Source organism: Gemmatimonadaceae bacterium, assembly GCA_019752115.1.
Taxonomy (GTDB): Bacteria; Gemmatimonadota; Gemmatimonadetes; order Gemmatimonadales; family Gemmatimonadaceae; genus Gemmatimonas.
On the sequence record JAIEMN010000031.1, the window covers coordinates 16956 to 38932 of the forward strand.

Here is a 21977-nt window from a genome sequence, read left to right on the forward strand (position 1 = left end):
GTTACACCGCCAACCGCTGCGCCCGATCGAGCGGGCGGGCGAAAAGTTCAGCCAAGTCCCCCGCCTGCTCGTAGCCATGCACGGGGGAGAACACCAATTCGATGGACCATTTGGTACGCAGTCCTTCGGCTTCGAGCGGATTGGCGAGCCCCAGGCCACAGACCGTGAGATCGGGGCGCGCCGCGCGGCACCGATCGAGCTGCTTCTCCACATCCTGCCCTTCGCTCACCTGCGCGGTAGCGGGGAGCCGTTCGAGCTCCGATTCCACCATGAGGCGGTCGAGGTAGGGCGTGCCGACTTCGACCAGCTCCATCCCGCACTCTTCGTGGAGGAAGCGCGCAAGCGGGATCTCGAGCTGCGAATCGGGGAAGAAGAAGACGCGCTTGCTTTCGAGCGCCGGGCGATAGCGCTGCAGCGCCACGCGCGCGCGCTGCGCCTGCGGCGCGGTGATCTCGGCGACGCGCTCCGCACTCACGCCCCACGCGGCGGCGGCGGCGGTGAGCCACGCCGTCGTGCCTTCGACGCCAAAGGGGAACGGCGCGTTGATCAGCGTGGCGCCCCGGGCCAGCAGGGCCCGTGCGGTATCGCCCAGGAAGGGCTGCGCGAGCAGGAGCCGAGTGTTCGGGCCGATTGGCGGCAGGTCTCGGGCGCGACGCGGCGGAAAGAAGCGGACCGGCCCCACGCCCAGCTTTTCGAACGTGCGCGCGAACTGGTCTTCGACGACATCGGCCACCGTGCCCACGACGAGCAGCTCCGCCGTGCTGGCCGTGCTCGCGGGAAGGTGCGGCACCATCGACTTCAGGCAGGCGTCTTCGCCCTGTGTAAACGTCGTTTCGATGCCGCTGCCGGAGTAGTTGAGGATCTGGACGCGCGGCATGAAGCGCTGATTGAGCCGCTCGGCGGCACGCGCGAGATCGAGCTTGATCACTTCCGACGGGCACGAGCCCACCAGAAACAGCGTCCCGATATCGGGGCGCCGGTCGAGGAGCTGCGTCACGACGCGATCGAGTTCGTCGTTCGCGTCAGCCAGGCCGGCCAGATCGCGCTCACTCAGAATGGCGGTCGCGAAGCGGGGCTCGGCGAAGATCATGACGCCCGCCGCACTCTGGACGAGGTGCGCACAGGTGCGCGACCCAACCACGAGAAAGAAGGCGTCCTGCATTTTCCGGTGCAGCCACACGATGCCCGTGAGGCCACAGAACACCTCGCGCTGCCCCCGCTCGCGGATGACCGGCAGCTCGAGGACGGCGCTCACGCGGCCTGCCCCTCAGGCATCGCGGCTGCCCGGGCGGCCTTCTCGGCCGCTTCCTGCAGCCGCGCGGCGCGCAGCTTCAGGATGAATTGGATGGCGTTCACGGTGTAGGCCGCGTAGGCCACCAGCGCCATGAACATCAGGAAGCGCGGATCCCGCTTGAGATAGAGCCCGATCAGATAGGCCGTATGCTGGCCGATCACGAAGAAGCTCACCACGTCTTCCCAGAAGAACGATTCGTGGAAGAGATACTGGCCGAAGACGACCTTCTCCCAGATCGCGCCGGTGACCATGATCGTGTAGAGCACGGCCGTCTTGACGACGATGGAAATATTGGCCGCCATGAGCCCCTCGCCCGTGCGCAGATAGCGCAGGACGAGCACGACCGAAACCGCCATGACCAGGAACTGGACAGGCGCGAGGATCCCCTGAACGAGGGTCCACTTGGTTTCGTCGCGACGCTTGCGCTCTTCCGGCGTGTAGAGGCCGGTCCGCTTGGCGGGCGCAGACGCGTGTGCGGTGGCGTCGGCCTGAGGGGCCGGCGTCGGGTGGGTAGGTACAACAGTCATCTAGCCGTCTCTTCCGGGGGTTCGCTGACCCAGATGGGCTCGATGCTACGATTGGACCGAGCGGTTGTCAAGCATTATTGACGTACACTTTTCTTGACAACTGGACTGGCCGGTACCATACTCGGCAATCCCCAGTCCGTGGCGGGCCCTGCCCGGGTCCGTCACGCGTAGAGTGTGTGCTGTCACCCGGACACCGGTTCACCTCGCCTTTGCGTCACGTACCTGTTTCGGCGAAGTTCGGCGGCGGTTTTGTGCCGTCTGGCCCTCGTACGGCCAGTGAACTCGCATCAACCGGCACGGGCCACAGCCCTGTAGGCATGGATACCGCCCCCTCCCCGCGGCCCAGCGATCGACTGGAGCGCCTTGAGCGCACCATCCAAAACGAGATTGTCCCCCGGCTGCTGACCAGCCACCGGGTGGGTCCCGTTTCTCCTGCCATGGCCAACGCCGTGGCCCGCACGCTCTCCGACGACGACGTGCAGACGTTCGTCCGCGCCGTGCGCAGCGCCGATGACCAGCGCGCCGTGCAGTTCGTGCGCCGGGTCATCGCCGAGGGCGCATCTATAGAGGCGGTCTATCTGGACCTCCTGGCCCCGTCGGCGCGCCGCCTGGGCGAGATGTGGGACGAGGATGAGTGCGACTTCGTAGAAGTCACCGTCCCGCTCGGGCGCATGCAGCGGCTACTGCGCGACCTCTCGCAGGTCTTCCTCGCCGACGCCGGCCAGGCGGAGCCGGTGGGCAGCGTCCTCCTCACCTGTGTCCCGGGCGAGCAGCACACGCTGGGCATCATCATGGTGGGCGAGTTCCTGCTGCGCGACGGCTGGCGGGTGCTGGTCGGCGCCCCGTGGACCGATGGCGATCTGCTGGCGATGGTCGGGACCGAGTGGTACGACGTCATTGGTTTCTCGGTGGGCTGCGAAGCTCGCCTGAGCTCCCTCCGTCGCGACATCCGGCGCCTGCGCAGCGCGTCACGGAACCCGAACGTGCAGATCATGGTGGGCGGTCCGGTCTTTGCTGAAGACCCGTCGCTCGCCGAGCAGGTGGGCGCCCACGCCATTGCGGCGTCCGCCCGTGAAGCGCCGCATGTGGCGCGCGCCCTCCTCCCCGAGGCGCGGGCCTTTGCCCCCGATGGATTGCCGCCGAATTCGGCAGGCGAGCATGGCCAGTCCGGTGATCCCCAGCGAAGGGCTTAACTCCGCCTTTGGCGAACTCGATGCCAAGGCCGCTGCGGCGTTGCTTGCCGTAGCGGGAGATGTGGCATTGGTGATGGACGGCGCCGGCGTGATCCGCCATGTGTCGCTGAGCGGGAGCGAGACGCAGTTCGACAACTCCCAGAGCTGGGTCGGGCGGCCGTGGACCGAGACGGTCGCCCCCGACTCCCGCTCGAAGATCGAGACCCTGGTGAAGGAAGCCACCATTCAGGGGATCTCGAAGCGTCGCCAGGTGAACCACGTGCTGGGTGAGGCGGCCGATGTGCCCGTCGCCTACACGGCGCTTCGCCTCGGGCGCGACGGCAGCCTCGTGGCCGTTGGCCGCGACATGCGCCACGTGTCCGCGCTGCAGCAGCGGCTCGTGGAAGCGCAGCAGGCGATGGAGCGCGATTACTGGCGCCTGCGCCATGTCGAGACGCGCTATCGCCTGCTCTTCCAGCTCGCGAGCGACGGCATTCTCGTGCTCGATGCCACGTCGCTCAAGGTGCTCGACGCCAACAGCGCCGCCGGGCAGATCTTCGCCGAATCGCCCGACCGCCTCATTGGCCGCACCTTCCCGTTCCAGACGGATGCGGCGGCGTCGCGCGTGCTCGAAGATCTGATCTCGCAGGCGCGCAGTGCCGGTCGCGCCGGAGACGTCGCGCTGGCGCTGCAGGACGGGCGCAACTTCTCCGCGTCGGCCAGCTGCTTCCGCCAGGAGAGCTCCACGCTGCTCTTGGTCCGCTTCTCGCCGACCGATGCACCGGCGCCCGCGGGCGCGTCGGGCTCAAGCCGTCTGGTGGACCTGCTCGAGCGTTCGCCCGATGCGTTCGTGCTGACCGACCTCGATGGGTTCATTCTCACCGCGAACCGCGCGTTCCTCGACATCACCGAACTGGCGAGCGAAGAACAGATCCGCGGCACCGCGCTGAGCACGTACATCGGCCGCCCCGGCGCCGACTTCCCGGTGTTCACCAGCATGCTGCGGCGCAACGGCGTCGTGCGCCTGATGGCCACCGCAGCGCGCGGCACGCACGGGCATCAGAGTGAAGTGGAGGTCTCGGCGGTCTGGTCGCCCGAAGGCGAGGAGCCGTGCATCGGCTTCATCATCCGCGACATCGGCCGCCGCCTGGCGAGTGGCCCGCAAGGCGCCCGCGACCTCACGCGCGCCGTCGAAGAGCTGACCGGACTGGTGGGACGGGTGTCGCTGCGCGATCTGGTGCGCGATACCGTAGACCTGGTCGAGCGGCACTTCATCGAAGCGGCGCTCGAACTGACGAATGACAACCGCACGTCGGCCGCCGAGGTGCTGGGTGTGAGCCGCCAGAGCCTCTACGTGAAGCTCCGGCGGCATCGCCTGGTCACGCCCGGGACCGAGCGGGAAGAGGAAGAGGAGTAAGTGGACGTGATCCTCCGGAATTGGAACCCGTCCCCGTGGCTGTGGCTTGGTACTGTCAACCAGACGAGACAGTCATGACCGTCAGCTACCAGGCACGCACTGCGGCCACCCGCCCGGATCCGCGGGCGGTCCTCACCCTCCTCAAGCCGGTCACGTGGTTCCCCCCGATGTGGGCGTTCACGTGCGGCGTCATTTCCGCCGGCGTGCCGTTGCACAGCGAGCGTCTCTGGACGCTGGCGCTGGGGATCGGGCTCACCGGCCCGCTGGTGTGTGCGTCGAGTCAGGCGGTGAACGACTGGTTCGACCGGCACGTCGATGCCATCAATGAGCCGAACCGCCCGATTCCGTCGGGGCGCATCCCGGGCACCTGGGGGCTCTACATCGCGATCTTCTGGAGCGCGCTCTGCGTGCTCGCCGCGCTGCCGCTCGGCACGTTCGGTCTGGGCGCCGTCGCCATTGCGCTGGCCTTCTCGTGGGCCTACAGCGCACCGCCATTCCGCTTCAAGCGCAACGGCTGGCTCGGGAACGCCGCCGTGGGCTTCACCTATGAAGGGCTCGCGTGGGTGACCGGCGCCGGCATCATGCTTGGTAACGTCGTGCCGCCGGCGCCGCTCCTGACGCTCGCGGTGCTGTACAGCATTGGTGCGCACGGCATCATGACGCTGAACGATTTCAAGGCGATCGAGGGCGACCGCACCATGGGCGTGAACTCGCTGCCCGTGCTCCTCGGCCCGCTCAATGCGGGTCGCGTCGCGTCCGCCGTCATGCTCCTCGCGCAGGCGGTCGTCATCAGCCTCCTCGTGTCGTGGGGGCGCCCGTGGCATGCGCTGGCGATTGGCGTGCTGGCGTGCGTGCAGGGCGGCATCATGGTGTGGTTCCTCAAGAAGCCGGTCGAGCGCGCGCTCTATCTCAGCGCGTTCGGCGTGCCGTTCTACGTGAGCGGGATGATGATCGCGGCGTTCGCGGTGCGTGTGCTGCCCCTCGTGACGGAGGCGTCGCGCGGATGACGAGTGCCGTGGCTCCCGTGCGCGCGCGCGCGTCCACGACGGTCGAGGTCGCGGCGCGTGCGTCGACGGCGACCCTCAGCTGGTGGCAGCTCACGCGTCTGGGGCTGGTTCAGGCGGCGATCGGCGCGGTGGTGGTGCTCCTCACCACGACGATCAATCGCGTCATCGTGGTGGAGCTGGGGTTGCCGGCGAGCGTGCCGGGGTTTCTGGTGGCGCTGCACTTTGGCGTGCAGCTGATCCTGCGGCCGCGGCTTGGCCATGCGAGTGATCGCATCGGCTCCCGCACCGCCTGGATTCGCGGCGGGCTGCTGGTGTGCGCGGTGGGCGGCGTGGCCGTGGCGGCGTCGCTGCCGGTGATGCGCACACAGCCGGCGCTCGGCATCGCCCTCGCGGCGCTGGCGAGTGTGCTGCTCGGCGCCGGTGTGAGTGCGGCCGGCACGCCGCTGCTCGCCCTCATGAGCGAACGGTCCTCCACATCGCAGCGCGCCGGCGCGGCCGCGATCACGTGGATCCTGATGATCGTTGGCATCATCATCACCAGCGTGACTTCGGGACAGCTGCTCGATCCCTTCTCGTTCGATCGCCTGATTGCGGTGGCCGGCGGCGTGGGCGTCGTCGGCTTTGTCGTTTCCCTCGTGGCGACGCTGGGCGTCGAACGCGGCCCGCGGCCCACACCGGCTGCCGACGCGCGCGAAACCACGGGCGGCTTCGGCGAGGGGCTGCGCACCGTGCTCGCCGAACCGGCAGCGCGTCTCTTCGCCGGCTTCGTGTTTCTGGCGATGTTCGCGTACAGCGCGCAGGATCTCATTCTCGAACCGTTTGCCGGCATCGCCTTCGGGATGACGCCGGGCGAGAGCACCTCGCTGTCGGGGGCGCATCACGGGGGCGTGCTGGTGGGGATGATCGTGGCGGCGCTTATCGCGACGCGCCGCGGGCAGCTGCGTCACTGGGCCGCGCTCGGGTGCCTGGCCTCGGCGCTCACCTATGTGGCGCTCGCGTTCGCGCCGGCCATCAACGATGTGCGCATCTTCCGCGCGATCGTGATGCTGCTCGGTCTCTCGAATGGTGTCTTCGCCATCGGTGCCATCGGGTCGATGATGGCCCTCACCGGCGACCGGACGGATGGACGCGCCGGGCTGCGCCTCGGCGTGTTCGGCGCCGCGCAGGCGCTGGCCTACGCGATCGGGACGCTTTCCGGCGCTGCCGGTGTGGATGCGGCCCGCGCGCTGCTCGATTCCCCGCTGCGAGGCTATCTCGCGGTGTTCGCGGTGCAGGCAGTCCTGTTTGCGGCGTCGGCGGTGCTCGCGCTGCGGAGCGCCTCGCGCGACCACGCGACCTCGGTCTTCCAGAGCAAAGGGGAGATGCTCCCCGCGGTGCTGCAGTCATGAGCGAAATCGGTCAGATGGACACGGAACTCTTTGACGTGGTGGTGGTGGGAGGTGGCCCCGCCGGCGCCACGGCGGCGCACGAGATGGCCTGTGCCGGCCGCAAGGTGCTGCTGCTTGATCGTGCCGGTCGCACCAAGCCGTGCGGTGGCGCCGTGCCGCCGCAGCTGCTCCGCGATTTCAAGATCCCGCAGTCGCTGCTGGTGGCCCACATCAACACCGCGCGGGTGATTTCGCCGACGGCGTCCAAGGCGGACATGGACGTTGGGAACGGCTACGTGGGCATGGTTGACCGCGACGTGTTCGACGAGTTCCTGCGCGAGCGGGCCGCCCAGGCGGGCGCCGAGCGGCGTGTCGGGACCTTCACGCAGTTTTCGCGTGACGCCGAGGGGGTCGCCACCCTGACCTACACCGAAGGACGCAGCCGGCATGGCGCGCTCCGGACGGTCAAGGCGCGCTACGTGGTCGGAGCCGACGGGGCCCTGTCCCCCGTGGCTCGCCAGTGCATCAAGGGGGCCCACCGGGCCAAGCACGTCTTTGCCTACCATGAGATCGTGAAATCCCCGACTGTGGACAGCGAGACGTTCGGGCATGATCGGGTGGACGTGTACTACACCGCCCCCCTCTCCCCCGACTTCTACGCCTGGGTGTTCCCGCATGGCCCGACGACCTCGATCGGGACCGGGACGTTCCAGCGGGGCTTCGGGCTCAAGGAGGCGGTGGCCAAGCTTCGCGCCGATACGGGAATGGATGCCCTGGAAACCATTCGCCGCGAAGGCGCCCCGATTCCCCTCAAGCCGTTGCCCCGCTGGGACAACGGCCGCGATGTCGTCTTGGCCGGCGATGCGGCCGGGGTAGTGGCGCCCGCGTCCGGAGAAGGCATCTTTTACGCGATGACGGGAGGCCGTCTGGCCGCCGAGGCCGTGGACCGGGCGCTGTTGACCGGTAACGCCAAGGCGCTCCGGCTGGCCCGTCGGCGGTTCATGCGCCTCCACGGCGTGGTCTTTCTGGTGCTGGATATCATGCAGCGCTTCTGGTATAACACGGACAGTCGGCGGGAGGGCTTTGTGGCCATCTGTCGCGACCGTGACGTTCAACAGCTCGTTTTCGACGGGTACATGCAAAAGCGCTTGGTCATGGCCAAGCCGTCCGCGCACGTACGGATTTTCTTCAAGAACCTGGCGCACCTTGCCGGTCTCGCGACCGCCTGAGCCGAGCTTCGATCCCCTCCCCCGATGCTGATCTCGATCGCCATCGATTTTCGTCACGCTGACGTCGCTACGCGCGAGCGCTTCCATCTGTCCGAGGAGCGGCTCACGCAGCTCTATCGCACGGCGCGGACCGACGTCATCACCGAATCGGCCCTCATCGCCACGTGCAATCGCACGGAGCTGTATGCGTGGGTCGACAGCGACAACCGCGACGATATCGAACAAGCTGTGCAGTTGCTGGCCCGCCGCTGGATGCGCACGCGCGCCGACGGTGAGCAGCTCCTGCAGACCGCGACGCGCCGCGAAGGCCACGAGGCCGCGAGCCATGTGATCCGCATCGCGTCCGGGCTCGAATCGCAGGTCCTCGGCGACGGGCAGATCCTGGGTCAGCTCAAGGCGGCGTACAAGCGGGCCTCGCGCGGTGACGCGGCGGGTCCGGTGCTCCATCGGCTGTTCGAAACCGCGCTGCGCGCCGGCAAGCGTGTGCAGACGGAAACGTCGCTCACGGCCGGCCGGAACTCGGTGGGCGCGGAAGCCGCCATCACGGCGTCGCTCCGCTTCGGAAATCTCGAGAACGCGCGCTGCGTGGTGATCGGGGCCGGCAAGACCGGCGCGCGCGCGGCGAAGCAGCTGCACAAGCTGGGCGCGCGCGACATCGTGGTCATCAACCGTACGCCCACGAAGGCACAGGAGCTCGCCGGCATGGTGCACGGCCGCGCTGCCGCGTGGGATACGATGCACGTGGAAGCGGCGATGGCCGATGTGGTGATCGTGGCGACCGGCAGCGAAGTGCCGGTGATCACGGCGCCGGCGCTGGCCCGTGCGCGCGAGGCGTGCGCGTCGTCGGGCTATGCGCTGCTGCTGATGGACCTCTCGATGCCGCGCAACATCGATCCGGCCGTCATCGAGCAGGCCGGGGTGACGCTCGTCGACCTCGACACGCTGCACCAGCCCGTGCTCGACGCCGAGACGATGCGTCGCGAGGCGGTGCCGCAGGCCGAAGCGATTTGCCACGAGGAGACGCAGGCGTTCATGGAGTGGGTCGCCACGATGCCCGCGCGTGATGCCATCCGTCCGTTGCGCGAGGCGCTCGAGGATGTGGCGCGCCGCGAAGTGGCCTTCCATGCGAAGGACGAGAGCGTGGCCGAGAAGGCGGCCAGCCGCATCGTCGCCAAGCTCCTGGCCGGCCCGATGGCGGCCCTCCGCCGCTCGCTGCAGCGCGGCGAGGATCTCGATGCCCAGGCGATGATGCTGCTCGAGATGTTCGCCCCGCCGGCGGGGTCGGCGCCCAAGTCGCTCCGGACCACCGGCGAGCGCGCCATTCCGACGCCCGAGCGCGCGATGCCAACGCCGACGAGTTCGTCGGCCGTACCGGACGATGCCGCGGCGCCCAAGCCGGCCGACCGAAACGCGGTCCCGGACGTACGTTCCAGAAGCCTGGCCTTCACGCCAGAGCAGGTTTCCTGAGGTCATCGCCGCGCGCCAAGTCGGGCGCCGGCGATCCTCTTCCGCCGTTAGCGCCCGTTTGACATGAACGACCTGTTGTTGCGCGCCCTGCGCCGCGAGGCTGTGGACCGTCCGCCCGTGTGGATGATGCGCCAAGCCGGCCGCTACCTGCCCGAATACCGGGCCGTGCGCGCCAAGTCCGACTTCCTCACGATGTGCCGCACGCCGGAACTCGCCACGGAAGTCACCCTCCAGCCGATCGATCTCGTCGGCGTCGATGCCGCGATCATCTTCAGCGACATCCTCGTGATTCCCGAAGCGATGGGGATGCATCTCACGCTCGATGAAGGCGTGGGACCGCAGTTCTCGTCGCCGATCCGGCGCCCTGAGGATCTGGCGCGTCTGGCCCCGGTGGAGCCGGAAGACCAGCTCAAGTACATGCTCGACGCCGTGCGCATGACCAAGCGCGAGCTCAACGGCCGCGTGCCGCTGATCGGCTTTGCTGGCGCGCCGTGGACGCTGGCCGCGTACATGGTGGAGGGCAAAGGCACGAAGCAGTTCGCCGTCGCCAAGAAGATGCTCTTCGAGCAGCCGGCGCTGGCGCATGCGCTGCTCGACAAGCTCGCCACGGCCGTGGGTGACTTCCTCGTGGCGCAGGTCGCCGCGGGTGCGCAGGTGGTGCAGCTGTTCGAGTCGTGGGCCGGGGCGCTCGGTCCGCAGGAGTTCCGCACCTTTGCCCTGCCCTACCTGGCGAAGGCCGCGCAGCGGGCGCGTGAGGCCGGCGTGCCGGTGATCGTGTTTGCGCCGGGTGGTGGCTGGGCGCTCAGCGAGATTGCCGCGGCGACGCACGCCGATGCGATCGGCGTGGACTGGCACACGGCGCCGCAGGACGCGCGCCGCATGCTCGATCCGTTCAACGTGGCGCTGCAGGGGAATCTCGATCCGTGCGCGCTCTACGCGCCGACCGACGAGATCCGCGCCCGCACGCACGCGATGATCGAAGCGTTCGGGCCGCGTGGCCACGTCGCCAATCTCGGCCACGGCATTCTCCCCGACATGAAGCCCGATCACGTGCGGGCCTTCATCGACGCGGTGAAGGAATGGCAGTGGACGGAGGAGCGCATCGCGCGCTTCGCCTCGGCGCAGTCGCTGGTGGGCGCGGCGTGAGTGGCGGCACGAGTGTGACCGCCGCGCCGACGAGCCGTCGGGCCGAAGCCACGCGCTGGATCGCGGGGCTGCACGATGAGCTCACGTCGTTCTTCGGCCGGCTCGATCGCGGCGGCACGTTCACCGAGGATCGGTGGGAGCGTCCGGGCGGTGGGGGTGGCGTGGCGCGCGTGATGACCGATGGCGTGACGTTCGAGAAGGCCGGCATCAATCGCTCGGCGGTGATGGGCGAGTTGCCGGCCTCGGCGGCGAAGCGCCTGGGTGGCCAGGGCGCGGCTAACGGTACCACGCACTTTTTCGCCACCGGCGTGAGCCTGGTGGTGCATCCGCGCAGCCCGAAGGTGCCGACGGTGCACCTCAACGTGCGCTACTTCGAGCTCACGGATGAGCACGGTGAGCTGAGGGACAGCTGGTACGGCGGCGGCACCGACCTCACGCCGTTCTACCCGCACGCCGAGGATGCCCGACAGTTCCACTCGGCGCTCAAGGCGATGGCGGACCGGCATCACCCAGCGTTCTATCCCACGCATAAAAAGTGGTGCGACGAATACTTCGTCAACACGCACCGTGAGCACGAAGCCCGCGGCGTCGGTGGGATCTTTTTTGACCACCTCCGCGCTGATGATGCGTCGCATGGCCTCGACTTCGAGACCCTCGGCGCGTACGTCACGGATGTGGCACGCGTGCTGCGACAGGCGTACGAACCCATCGTCGATCGGCGTCGCGATGAGCCGTTCAGCGAGGCGGAGCGCGAGTTCCAGCTCGTGCGCCGCGGGCGTTATGTGGAGTTCAATCTCGTGCACGACCGTGGCACGATCTTCGGCCTCCAGACCAACGCCCGGGTGGAAAGCGTGCTGATGAGCCTTCCACCGCTCGCGATGTGGCAGTACGCCCCGCGTTATTCGCCGGATTCCTTCGAGGCGCGCCTCCTCGAGATGCTCAAGCCTCGCGAGTGGGCCACGGACGCTGCTGGAGTGTGAACCATGCGTGCGATCGCTGACATGATCGGCAATGCCACCCCTTCGCCTTCGGATGCCGGCGATCATCGCTCGGTTGCCGTCGTGGGTGCGGGCATCACCGGGCTGGTCGCGGCTTACGAGCTGCGCCGCCGTGGTGTGAATGTCACGCTCTACGAAGCCAGCCCCATTTCGGGTGGCTCGATCCGGACGTCGCACGCCGATGGCTTTCTCGCCGAGCACGGGCCGAACTCGTTCGTGACGTCAGCGCCGGTGGATGCGCTGCTGCAGCAGCTCCGCCTGCAGGATGACGTCGTGGAAGCGAATCCGGGGGCGAACCGTCGTTATCTCGTGCGCGATGGCGCGCTGCTCCCCTTCCCGATGACGCCGCCGGCGATGCTCTCCACGCGGTTGCTCAGCGTCAAGGCGAAGCTGCGCATTCTGCTCGAGCCGCTGGTGAAGGCGCGCCGCGATGTCGGCGATGAATCGGTCGCGAGCTTCGTGCGCCGCCGCATGGGTCACGAAGTCCTCGACTACACGGTCGATCCGTTCATCTCCGGCATCTTTGCCGGTGATCCGGAGACGCTGAGCATGGCGCACGCGTTTCCGCGCGTGCTCGAGCTCGAGCGCCAGTACGGGTCGCTGTCCAAGGGGCTGATGGCGCAGCGCAAGCAGCCGGTGGTGGAAGATGTTGCGCCGGCCGTCCACGACGGCCCGGTGAGCGCCTCGCCGCCGCCGCGTGCGCGCCTGATTTCGTTCATCGATGGCATGCAGACGCTCACCGACACGCTGGAAGCGTCGCTCGGCAGCACGGTGCGCCTGGGCTGCCCGGTGAGCCTGGTGCACCGCGAAGAGTCGCGGTGGGTGGTGGATGCCGGCGCCGATGGCGCCGAGCAGACCCGCCGCGTGGACGCGGTGGTCATGGCGACGCCGGCGCACATTCTCGCCGCGATGGAACTGCCGGCCGCGCTGCGCAAGTTCTCGGCGGCGATCGAGCGCGTGGAGTACCCGCCGGTGAGCACGGTGACGCTCGGCTTCCGCCGAGCCGATGTCGCACACCCGCTCGATGGCTTTGGTGTGCTCATCCCCGCCGTGGAGCGCCGCAACATTCTCGGCGTGCTCTTCAACTCGTCGCTCTTCCCGAGCCGCGCGCCGGATGGCTACGTCGCCCTCACCTGCTTCGTGGGCGGGGCCCGCATGCCGGAGCGCGCGCGTGAAGACACCGACCTGCTGCTCGAGCGCGTGCTGCTCGACCTGCGCCAGCTGCTCGGCGTGCGCGGCGAGCCGGTGTTTGCGAAGCACGTGTACTGGCCGCGCGCGATCCCGCAGTACACGGTCGGCTACCAGGCCGTGAAGGACGCCGCCGATTCGACCGAACGGCAGAACCCCGGGTTGTATCTGGCGGGGAACTACCGCAACGGCGTGTCCGTGGGCGACTGCGTGGCGAGCGGGATGCAGGTGGCGGAGCGGGTGGCGGCGTATTTGACGAGGGCGGGCTGACGGGACCGTTGAGGAGACGGCGGAAGCCTGTACGGCGGAAGCTGGACCGCGGAAGCTGGACTACGAAACCTCATCGGATGGCGGCGCTATGCGCCGCCATTTTCCGTTTACGTCCCGGTGTTCAGCTTCCGCCGTCTAGCTTCCGTCGTCCAGCTTCCGCCGTACAGGCTTCCGCCGTCCCAATACGCGCGCCACCTTCCGTCATGACTCTCGATCTTCTAGCCGTCGCTCCCCACCGCGACGACGCCGAGCTCACCTGCGGTGGCACGCTCATCAAGGCGGTTGACGCCGGCAAGCGGGTGGGGATTCTGGATCTGACGCAGGGCGAGATGGGCACGCGCGGCTCGGCCGCGCTGCGCGAATCCGAGGCGGCCAATGCCTCGCGACTGATGGGCCTCGTGGTGCGCGAGAACCTCGGGCTCCCCGACGCGGGGATTCGCAATGATGACGACACGCGCGCCAGACTCGTGCAGCGCATTCGCGCGCTCCGCCCGCGCGTGGTGATCGCGCCAGCACTCAACGGTCGGCACCCCGATCATCGACGCACCACCGAGCTCGTGCGCGACGCCTGCTTCCTCGCCGGGCTCGCCAAGTACGCGCCGGGGGAGCATCCCGCCTTCCGCCCGTTCAAGCTGCTGCACGTGCTGACGTACCGCGAGGACGCCGTGAAGCCCACCTTCGTGGTGGACATCACCGCGCAGTTCGAACGGAAGCTGGCCGCGGTGCAGTGCTACGGATCGCAGTTCGACGGCGCGATCCAGGCCGGCGAAGTCTACCCGAACGGCGAACCCCTCTACGACATCGTCCGCCATCAGGCGGCGCGGTATGGATCGCTCATCCGCGTGCAGTACGGCGAGCCGTTTTATACGGAGGAAACGATGGCGGTGGAGGAGGTGACGGGGTTGGGGGTGTCGACGTTTTAGGCAGGTGGACTGCGGATACAGCGGAAGCCTGTGCGGCGGAAGCTGGACTGCGGAAGCTGGACAACGAGAACCGCGGTTACCCGATGTCCAGCTCCCGCAGTCCAGCTTCCGCCGTGCGGGCTTCCGTAGTATCCGCGGTTCATAGCCATCCAGCGCCCCCACCCGTAACTTCGTCGCCATGACCGACATCGACTACGGTTCCTATCTCCGTCTCAACGAACTGCTGGCGCTGCAGACGCCGCAGTCGAGCCCGGAGCATCCGGACGAGCTGCTGTTCATCGTGGTGCATCAGGCGAGCGAGCTGTGGTTCAAGGTGCTGCGCCATGAGATGGACACGCTCATCACCGCGCTGGAGGGGTTCGATACCATGCGCGCGCTGCTGGCGGTGCAGCGGGTGAACGTGCTCACCGAGATCGTGGCGCAGCAGCTCTCGTCGCTCGATACGCTGCCACCGCAGCGGTTCGCGCAGTTTCGTGGCTATCTCGGCTCGAGCAGCGGCTCGCAGAGCAATCAGTTCCGGGCCATCGAGGCCACGGCGGGGCTGCGCGATCCGCACTTCATGCAGGCGATCAGCGATCATGGCGATCCGCCGCCCGAAGTCGTGGCCGCATTGGCGCGCCCCACGCTGCAGTCGCTCGTACTGGCGCTCATCGCACACGAAGGGGTGCAGCTCGAGGATCTCTATCTCGGGCCCAGCCCCACCCCGCTCTTCCTGTTGGTCGAGGGGCTGCTGGAGTTCGAGCAGCGCTTCGCGCGGTGGCGTTTTGGCCACGTGCAGCTGGTCGAGCGCATCATCGGCATCGGCACCGGGGGCACCGGGGGCACGCTTGGCGCGAAGTACCTGTCGCGCACGGTCTCGCAGAAGTTCTTCCCCGAGCTCTGGGCCGTCCGCACGAAGTTCTATGGCAAGCCCTCTGCGTGACATCTCGATTCCGCTGAGCGCGGCAACCCCGGAGTGGCCGGGGGATCAGCCGTTCTCGTGTGGGTGGACGCTGCGGCGTGAGGGCGGCGAGAGTGTCAATCTCGCGGCCGTGACCACCAGTCTGCACGTGGGGACGCACGCCGATGCGCCGCTGCACGTGGAGAGCGCCTGGGGGGCGTCGGAGGCCTTGGATGTGCGCGCCTTTGTGGGGCCGTGCGTCGTGATTGAGGTCCCGGTGTCGCACAACATCCACGCGGATCTCGACGTGAGCACGATCGCGTCGCTCGTCGGTGAGACGCCGGTGCCTCGCGTGCTCCTGCGCACCGGGCACACCATCGCCCACGGCGCCTTCCCCGACGATTGGCCGTGTCTCACGCCCGACGCGGCCAGTTGGCTCGTGGCGCACGGCGTGTGCCTGTGGGGCGTGGATGCGCCCAGCGTAGACCGACGGCACAGCAAGACGCTCGAGGTGCATCATGCGCTGCTGGGGGCCGGTGCGTTCGTCCTCGAGAATCTCGATCTGCGCGGCGTACCGGTCGGGCGCTACGAACTCATCGCGCCGCCGCTCGCGGTGCACGGCGCCGACGCGGCGCCGGTGCGAGCGTTACTCCGCCCGCTCGCGTAGCGCGGCGACCTTCGCGTCGATCGCCGGCGGAATCGCCAGGGTATCGGCGATGGCGGCGATGCCCTCGGCTTCGGCCCACGCGCGCTCCAATTCGGCCAGTTCCCCCTCAAGCGCCCGACGTTCGGCATCTTCATGCAGCGCCATTTCCAGCGCCAGTCGCGCCGGTGCCGGAATGAAGTTGATGTCGCCCATGTCGCCCCACGTCGCTTGCGCGGACCAGGTGCGACGCATGCTCGTGGCCCAGCGGGGAAAGTCTTCGACCGTGCGCACCTGCTCCAGCATCTGCACCGCTTCGCTGACGCGCGCCGGTGAGGCGCCGGCGCGGTTGATGCGCGGCAGATACTCCCGAAGCACGGGCAGCGCGTCCCGCTCGTACAGCTGCAGCACGCCTTGCTGGTTCTTCCCTTCGCCGAAGACCGACCAGCGCACGGGCCCCCGCGCGTCACCCGCGGCGCGCTTCATGGCGTAGCCGATCTCGATCCCCCAGCGGCCGCTCCCCGACTCGATGAGCCGCGGCTGACCGAAGGGAATGAACCGCCCGCCATCGGGGAGCGGCCGCTCGTGGCCCGGGCGCCCGACATTGTTCAGGATCGTGATCATGTTGACCATGTGGATGATCGGCATCACCAGGCTCACCCCCGCTCCCAGCGCGGCACCACCGGCGATCGCGGCCCCTGCTCCCACCGCGATCCCAGCGCCGGTCAGGATCGTCTTGGTGCGTCGCCGTCCGAACTGATCGCCATAGCGCCACGCGGCAAACTCCGGACGGAGCGGTTCCCCAATGCGCACCAACTCAGTGCCGTCACGCAAACGCGCGAGGCCGATCTGATCTGTACTGGCCCGCACGCGCGTGTCGCGAAAGAGTCGCTCGGCCTGTTCGATCGCCTCCCATCGGGCATCGAACGGCGTGAGATTCCAACGCTCACAGTCCCGGCACACGACCCACAGGCGACCGCGCTTGGCGTCGAACGCGACGCGCCGACCGATGGGCAGCGCTTCCAACGCCTCGTTCCCAGGGAGCTTGGCTCGGCAGTGAATGCACGAGCGATACATGACGACATCGCTCACCCGCGCGCCTCGCGATCGCCGGCACCGATGCGCAGTTCGCTCAATCGTGATTCGATCTGCGCCGGCGTGAACAGGTTGTCGGCGATCTTGGCGATCTCCTCGGCTTCACGCCACGCCGCTTCGAGCGAGGCGAGCTCGCCCTCCATCGCGCGCCGCTCCTGTTCTTCGTGCAGTGCCATCTCGATGGCGAGGCGTTCGCGCACGTCGAGCGTATGCAGCGAGCCGCGGAGCTTCTTCACCACCGAGCGCTTGTTGTTGCCCCAACCGCTGCCGTGTCCCCAGATCTCGTCGCCCGACACCCAGCCGTGGCGCTGCTGCACCTTCCAGAGCACCTGATACGGGTCACCCGCTTCCTCCAACAGCCCCACGGCGTCCTGCACCTTCTCGCGCGAGCCACCAAAGCGATTCACCGTGGGCATGATGCGCGCGGCGATACGCATCGCCTCCTCGCCGGTCACCAACGTCGAACCATCGACATGTTCGAGGCGCAGCTGCAGCGGCCCCTCCGGCGCCGAACGCACCAGGGTGCTCATGCGCGCGTGGCGGCGCTGCACGTCGACGAGCTTGCCGTCAGGGAGCCGAACGTGCCCGATGGACTTGCCGGGGCGCCCGTTGATGAGCGAGTCCCAGATCATCCCGTTCGAGTACACGCCCGCGAACGACCCGATCTGCACCCCGATCGCCACCATGCCGCCCAGAATGGCGGCGGCGCTGCCCACCACGGCTCCGGTCACCAGCATCTGCCGTTTCCGGCGCCGCCCGAACTGGTCGCCGTACCGCCACGCCGCCATCTCGGGGCGTTGCGGCTCGCCGATCCGGATGAGGTCCACCCCCTCCTTGAGGCGCGCCAGGCCCACGTTATCGGTGCTGACCCGCAGGCGGGTATCCCGGAACCGCCGTTCCATGGCTTCGATGGCCTCCCAGCGCTCGTCGAGCGGGGAGAGGTTCCAGCGGTCACAGGCCCGGCAAATCACCCACAGGCGCCCCAGGCGGCCGTCAAACGCCAGGCGGGACCCCACCGGGAACGTTTCGAAGGCTTCATTGGCGCCGAGGGGCGCCGTGCAATGGATGCAGGTGGTGAACATGAGCGGGGGTCTTCGCTAATTTTAAGGGATGACCACCACGGCCGCGCCCCAGCCCATCTACCTCGATCACGCCGCCACCACGCCCATCCGGGACGAGGTGCTGGCGGCCATGACGCCCTTCTTTGGCGCCCGGTTCGGCAACCCTAGCAGTGTGCACCGCTGGGGGCGGGATGCCCGGGTGGCGCTCGACGAAGCCCGCGAACGCGTGGCGGCCTGCCTGGGCGCGAACGCCGACGAGATCTGCTTTACCTCGGGAGGCACCGAGGGCGACAACTTTGCCGTTCTTGGCGTCTGTCGCACGCTGCGCGCGACTGGCCGCACGGCAGCCATCACGACGCCCATCGAGCACAAGGCGGTGCTCGCCGCGGTGCATCAGGCGGCGCATGAAGGCGGCGAAGAGCGACTCGTGCGCGTCGATGCCAACGGGCTGGTGGACGCGGCGCACTATGCCGCACTGCTCGACCACCGGGTGGCGATCGCCAGCATCATGTGGGTGAACAACGAAGTCGGCGTGGTGCAGGACGTCCCCGCGCTCGCCGCGCAGGCCAAGGCCGCTGGCGCCGTGTTCCACACCGATGCGGTGCAGGCGTTCGGCAAGGTGAACGTGGACGCGCGCGCCGTGCCCTTCGACCTCGCGACCATTTCCGGCCACAAGCTCGGGGCGCCGAAGGGCATTGGCGCGCTCTACATCCGCCGCAACACGCCGCTCGAGCCGATGTTCCATGGTGGCTCGCAGGATCGCGGTCGTCGCCCGGGCACCGAGAACGTGGCGTTTGCGGTGGGGCTCGCCACCGCGTGTGAGCTGACGCTCGCCGAGCACGCCGCTGAGCACGCGCGCCTGTCGCAGCTGCGCGACTCGTTCGAGGCGATGCTGCGCGCGCGGGTGCCCGATGCGGTCTTCCACGCGAGCGGTGTCGCGCGCGCCCCGCATGTGTCGAACGTGTCGATTCCGGGCACCAACAGCGAATCGATGCTCATGGCGCTCGACCTGCGCGGCATTGCCTGCAGCGCGGGCTCGGCGTGTCAGAGCGGCAGTGTGTCGGCGTCGCATGTGCTGTCGGCCATGGGCGTCTCCGACGAACTCGCCAATGCGGCGCTGCGCCTGTCGTTCGGCGCGCTCAGCACCGAGGCCGAACTGCCACGTATCGTGGACACACTCGCGATGCTCGCCGAGAAGGCGCGGGCCCCCAAGGCGGCGCCGGTCTTCGAGACGGTGGAGTTCTAGCACCGCATGGCCGCGACCCTGATGCCCCCCAAGGGGGCGCGCGTGCTCGTGGCCATGAGCGGCGGTGTGGACTCCTCCGTCGCCGCTGCCCTGCTGGTGGAGCACGGCTGCGAGGTGGTCGGCGTCACCATGAAGCTGCACGGCGATGGCGCCGAGGTGCCCGACCGCCCCTGCTGCTCGCTCGATGCCACCAGCGACGCGCGTCGCGTCTGCGAGAAGCTCGGCATTCCGCACTACGTGACCAATCTGGTGGACCACTTTGGCCACGACGTGCTCGCCGACTTCGTGAACGAGTACGCCCGCGGCCGCACGCCCATTCCCTGCGTGCGCTGCAACACGTTCACGAAGTTTCGCGACCTGCTCGCCAAGGCCGATGCGATCGACGCGCCGTACATGGCCACCGGTCACTACGCGCGCATCGCGCGCGCGGATGGTCAGGCGGTCCTGTTGCGCGGCGAAGATGACAGCAAGGACCAGAGCTACTTCCTCTGGGGCATCGACCGCCACGTCCTCGACCGGCTCGTGCTCCCCATCGGCACGCAGACCAAGGCCGAGACGCGCGAGATCGCGCGCCGGTTCGGGCTGCGGACCGCCGAGAAGATCGAAAGCCAGGACATCTGCTTCGTGCCCGATGGCGATCATGTGCGCGTGATTGCCGAACAGCTCGGTGCCGACGCGCCGGCGCTGCAGCGCGGGCCGATTCGTCTCGAGAACGGCGACGTGATCGGCGAGCACGAGGGCTTTGCCCGCTTCACGATCGGTCAGCGGAAGGGGCTGCCCGGCGGCTTTGCTGCGCCGATGTTCGTCGTGGCCATTCACCCCGAGGAGCGCGCCGTGGTCATCGGCCCGCGTGACGCGCTGCTGGGACGTGGGCTTGAGGCGCGCGAACTGAACTGGCTCTACGAGCGCCCCAAGGTTGGCGACGCCGTGCGCGTGCAGGTGCGCAATCGTGCGAAGCCGTCACCGGCCACCATCGTGGCCATCGACGACGCCCATGTGGAGCTCGCGCTCGAGGAGCCGATCCAGGCCATCTCGCCCGGGCAGAGCCTCGTGCTCTACGACGGTCCGGTGGTCCTCGGCGGCGGGGTGATCGAGCGCGGGATGCGCGAGAAGCCGGGTCGGCGCCTGCCGATTCTGGCGGCTTAAGCGGCGCCTGGCTGTTCGGCCGGTGGCGAGGTCATCACCGCCACCACCATATCGCTCGTGACGTTCAAGAGTGTCTTGAACATGTCGGGGAGCGTATCGAGTGCGATCATGATGCCGACCGCTTCCACCGGCAGCCCGATGGCCGTGTACACCGGCACCTGCAACAGCTGGCCGCCACTCGGAATACCGGGCGTGCTGAAGCTCAGCACCACGCCCGCGAGCGCCACGATGGCCAACTGCCCTTCACTGAGCGGCAGCCCGTACAACTTGGACGTGAAGTACGCGCCCACCGCCCAGTAGATCCCGCTGTTCAGCTTGAACACCGACGCGCACAGCGGCAGGACAAAGCCGGTGGCCGTGGCGGGCAGCTTGAGTACATCAGTCGCTCCCTTCACCATGGCCGGCAGGGCGGCGAGCGAGCTGCGCGAACCCACCCCCACCATTTGTGCCGGCAGCGCCGCGCGAGCGAAGCGTGCGAGTGGCACCCGCCGCGTCACCGCGATCACACCGTAGCACGCGATCACCGGTACCACGAGCAGCGTGATCAGCGTCAGGAAGTAGAAGCCGATCGCGCCGAGCGCCGCGGTGCCGAGCTTTTCGCCGAGCACCAGCGCGAGGCAGAAGATGCCGATGCCGGCGAGTGCGAGCAGCCAGCGCACCACGATGAGCATGGTGTCGGCCATGCCACGAAAGAACGCCAGCTGCGCCTTCTTGGGCTCGGCGTTGACGCGCGACAGGGCGAACGCATACAGCAGCGTGAAGAGCACCACCGGCAGCAGCGTCCCGTCGGCGGCGGCCTTCACGGGATTGAGCGGAATGAGCGACAGGAACCACGTGCGCGCCGAGAGCGCGTCGCCGGCGGGGACATCGATGTGCGCACTCGCCCTGAGCCGCTCGGACGCCGCCGGGTCCACGGTGAAACCGCCCCACCACAGTTTGGCCGCGAGCGCCGAAAAGATGGCGCACGCGACCAACATGCCAAGCATCCAGGCAAAGGCGCGCGCGCCGACGCGCCCGGTGGTCCGCGCGTCGTCACCACCGGCGACGCCCACGATGAGCAGCGGCACCACCAGTGGAATGACCGTCATCCGCACGGCGTTGATCCACGCTGTGCCGATGGTGTCGAGCACGGCGACCACCGACTTCACCGCCGCCGAAGGATCGGTATCGCGCGACAGCGCCATACCGATGGCGAGGCCGGCGACCAGCCCCATCGACACCTGGACTCCCTGGGATCTGACGGCGGCGCGCACGGCGCCCGGGGCGGGTTGCGACATGGCGGCGAAGCTACGCCGCCGCACGGCCGGTCGCTACTTGGCGGCCTCGCCCTCGACGGTCGGCCGGTAGCTCCCGAAATGCCACTCGTGCCCCTCGGGATCGCGCACACTCCACTCACGGGCGCCGTAGCTGGTGTCGTAGGGCGCGCGGACCACCGTCGCCCCGGCCGCCACCGCCCGCTCGAACGCGGCGTCGATGTCCCCAGTGACGCCGTAGCAGAGCGTCGCATTGCGCGCCGGCAGGTCCAGCGGGCTCACCCAGCCGAGTTCGGGCTTGCTGTTCCCGAGCATCAGGATCTCGCTGCCGAGCGCGAGCTCGACATGCTGCGGGATGCCGTGCTCGTCCCGATAGACCACGTGCTCGGTGAAGCCGAACGCCCGCCCGAGAAACGCAATGGCGGCGTCGGCGTCGCGGTACGACAGACAGGGATAACACTTGTAGGCGTGCAGCATGCGGGCTCCTCTCGTGACGGTGGTGTTCCTCGGAGGGTAGTCGCTAGATGGTCACCCGACTTGAACGTTTTTTCGTCGGATACATCGATGGGCCTGCCCTGCGGAGCTACGGAGTTCCGGTGCAACGGAGGCGTCAGGTATCGATGCCACGTCCCCGCCCCTCCGCTTCGC

At 68.5% G+C, this 21977-nt stretch carries 20 protein-coding genes; 14 read left to right on the forward strand and 6 right to left on the reverse strand.

Going from position 1 to position 21977, the window contains the following annotated elements:
- Position 1 precedes the first annotated feature (1 nt).
- Together K2R93_15365 and bchF are read right to left on the reverse strand one after the other, a co-directional pair.
- Positions 2–1255, reverse strand: coding sequence for a ferredoxin:protochlorophyllide reductase (ATP-dependent) subunit N (locus tag K2R93_15365; GenBank protein ID MBY0491220.1), 1254 nt, complete (start codon positions 1253–1255; stop codon positions 2–4).
- A complete protein-coding gene (gene bchF / locus K2R93_15370) occupies positions 1252–1821 on the reverse strand; it encodes a 2-vinyl bacteriochlorophyllide hydratase (protein MBY0491221.1) in 570 nt (189 codons plus the stop codon). The genes K2R93_15365 and bchF overlap by 4 nt, the downstream gene beginning before the upstream one ends.
- A gap of 437 nt (positions 1822–2258) precedes the next feature.
- Between bchF and K2R93_15375 the strand changes: the two genes are divergently transcribed.
- The 12 genes from K2R93_15375 to K2R93_15430 all read left to right on the forward strand — a co-directional run bounded on the left by K2R93_15375 (position 2259) and on the right by K2R93_15430 (position 15552).
- The gene (locus tag K2R93_15375; GenBank protein MBY0491222.1) at positions 2259–3014 is read left to right on the forward strand and encodes a cobalamin B12-binding domain-containing protein; all 756 of its coding nucleotides are present in this window, start codon (positions 2259–2261) and stop codon (positions 3012–3014) included.
- Positions 2980–4410: a transcriptional regulator PpsR gene (ppsR, locus tag K2R93_15380; GenBank protein MBY0491223.1), complete on the forward strand. Its 1431-nt coding sequence runs from the start codon at positions 2980–2982 to the stop codon at positions 4408–4410. Before K2R93_15375 ends, ppsR begins: the two co-directional genes overlap by 35 nt.
- A 74-nt stretch (positions 4411–4484) precedes the next feature.
- Positions 4485–5417: a chlorophyll synthase ChlG gene (gene chlG / locus K2R93_15385; protein ID MBY0491224.1), complete on the forward strand. Its 933-nt coding sequence runs from the start codon at positions 4485–4487 to the stop codon at positions 5415–5417.
- Complete coding sequence (locus K2R93_15390; protein MBY0491225.1) at positions 5414–6805, forward strand: BCD family MFS transporter; 1392 nt, start codon at positions 5414–5416, stop codon at positions 6803–6805. The genes chlG and K2R93_15390 overlap by 4 nt, the downstream gene beginning before the upstream one ends.
- The gene (locus K2R93_15395; GenBank protein MBY0491226.1) at positions 6802–8013 is read left to right on the forward strand and encodes a geranylgeranyl diphosphate reductase; all 1212 of its coding nucleotides are present in this window, start codon (positions 6802–6804) and stop codon (positions 8011–8013) included. Before K2R93_15390 ends, K2R93_15395 begins: the two co-directional genes overlap by 4 nt.
- 24 nt (positions 8014–8037) lie before the next feature.
- Positions 8038–9480 (forward strand): glutamyl-tRNA reductase, encoded by a 1443-nt coding sequence (hemA, locus tag K2R93_15400; GenBank protein ID MBY0491227.1) that lies wholly within the window; start codon positions 8038–8040, stop codon positions 9478–9480.
- Positions 9481–9543: 63 nt separating this feature from the next.
- Complete coding sequence (gene hemE, locus K2R93_15405) at positions 9544–10626, forward strand: uroporphyrinogen decarboxylase (protein ID MBY0491228.1); 1083 nt, start codon at positions 9544–9546, stop codon at positions 10624–10626.
- On the forward strand, positions 10623–11606 hold the full coding sequence (gene hemF / locus K2R93_15410; GenBank protein MBY0491229.1) for an oxygen-dependent coproporphyrinogen oxidase: 984 nt from the start codon (positions 10623–10625) through the stop codon (positions 11604–11606). The genes hemE and hemF overlap by 4 nt, the downstream gene beginning before the upstream one ends.
- A gap of 3 nt (positions 11607–11609) precedes the next feature.
- Positions 11610–13082 (forward strand): protoporphyrinogen oxidase, encoded by a 1473-nt coding sequence (gene hemG, locus K2R93_15415; GenBank protein MBY0491230.1) that lies wholly within the window; start codon positions 11610–11612, stop codon positions 13080–13082.
- Positions 13083–13285: 203 nt separating this feature from the next.
- Entirely contained in the window at positions 13286–14005 is a 720-nt protein-coding gene (gene bshB1 / locus K2R93_15420; GenBank protein ID MBY0491231.1) for a bacillithiol biosynthesis deacetylase BshB1, read from the forward strand.
- Positions 14006–14183: 178 nt separating this feature from the next.
- Complete coding sequence (locus tag K2R93_15425) at positions 14184–14927, forward strand: hypothetical protein (protein MBY0491232.1); 744 nt, start codon at positions 14184–14186, stop codon at positions 14925–14927.
- Positions 14908–15552: a cyclase family protein gene (locus K2R93_15430; protein MBY0491233.1), complete on the forward strand. Its 645-nt coding sequence runs from the start codon at positions 14908–14910 to the stop codon at positions 15550–15552. The genes K2R93_15425 and K2R93_15430 overlap by 20 nt, the downstream gene beginning before the upstream one ends.
- Here K2R93_15430 and K2R93_15435 read toward each other — a convergent pair.
- Together K2R93_15435 and K2R93_15440 are read right to left on the reverse strand one after the other, a co-directional pair.
- Entirely contained in the window at positions 15532–16620 is a 1089-nt protein-coding gene (locus tag K2R93_15435; GenBank protein ID MBY0491234.1) for a hypothetical protein, read from the reverse strand. The two genes, K2R93_15430 and K2R93_15435, sit on opposite strands and share 21 nt — an antisense overlap.
- Positions 16617–17705, reverse strand: coding sequence for a hypothetical protein (locus tag K2R93_15440; GenBank protein ID MBY0491235.1), 1089 nt, complete (start codon positions 17703–17705; stop codon positions 16617–16619). Before K2R93_15440 ends, K2R93_15435 begins: the two co-directional genes overlap by 4 nt.
- A gap of 28 nt (positions 17706–17733) precedes the next feature.
- Here K2R93_15440 and K2R93_15445 point away from each other — a divergent pair, with 28 nt between their 5' ends.
- Together K2R93_15445 and mnmA are read left to right on the forward strand one after the other, a co-directional pair.
- Positions 17734–18930, forward strand: a complete 1197-nt coding sequence (locus tag K2R93_15445) for a cysteine desulfurase (protein ID MBY0491236.1) — start codon at positions 17734–17736, stop codon at positions 18928–18930.
- Between the two features lie 6 nt (positions 18931–18936).
- A complete protein-coding gene (mnmA, locus tag K2R93_15450; GenBank protein MBY0491237.1) occupies positions 18937–20076 on the forward strand; it encodes a tRNA 2-thiouridine(34) synthase MnmA in 1140 nt (379 codons plus the stop codon).
- Here mnmA and K2R93_15455 read toward each other — a convergent pair.
- Together K2R93_15455 and K2R93_15460 are read right to left on the reverse strand one after the other, a co-directional pair.
- Positions 20073–21353 (reverse strand): dicarboxylate/amino acid:cation symporter, encoded by a 1281-nt coding sequence (locus K2R93_15455; protein ID MBY0491238.1) that lies wholly within the window; start codon positions 21351–21353, stop codon positions 20073–20075. The genes mnmA and K2R93_15455 overlap by 4 nt on opposite strands.
- 33 nt (positions 21354–21386) lie before the next feature.
- A complete protein-coding gene (locus K2R93_15460) occupies positions 21387–21806 on the reverse strand; it encodes a VOC family protein (protein ID MBY0491239.1) in 420 nt (139 codons plus the stop codon).
- Positions 21807–21977: the final 171 nt, after the last annotated feature.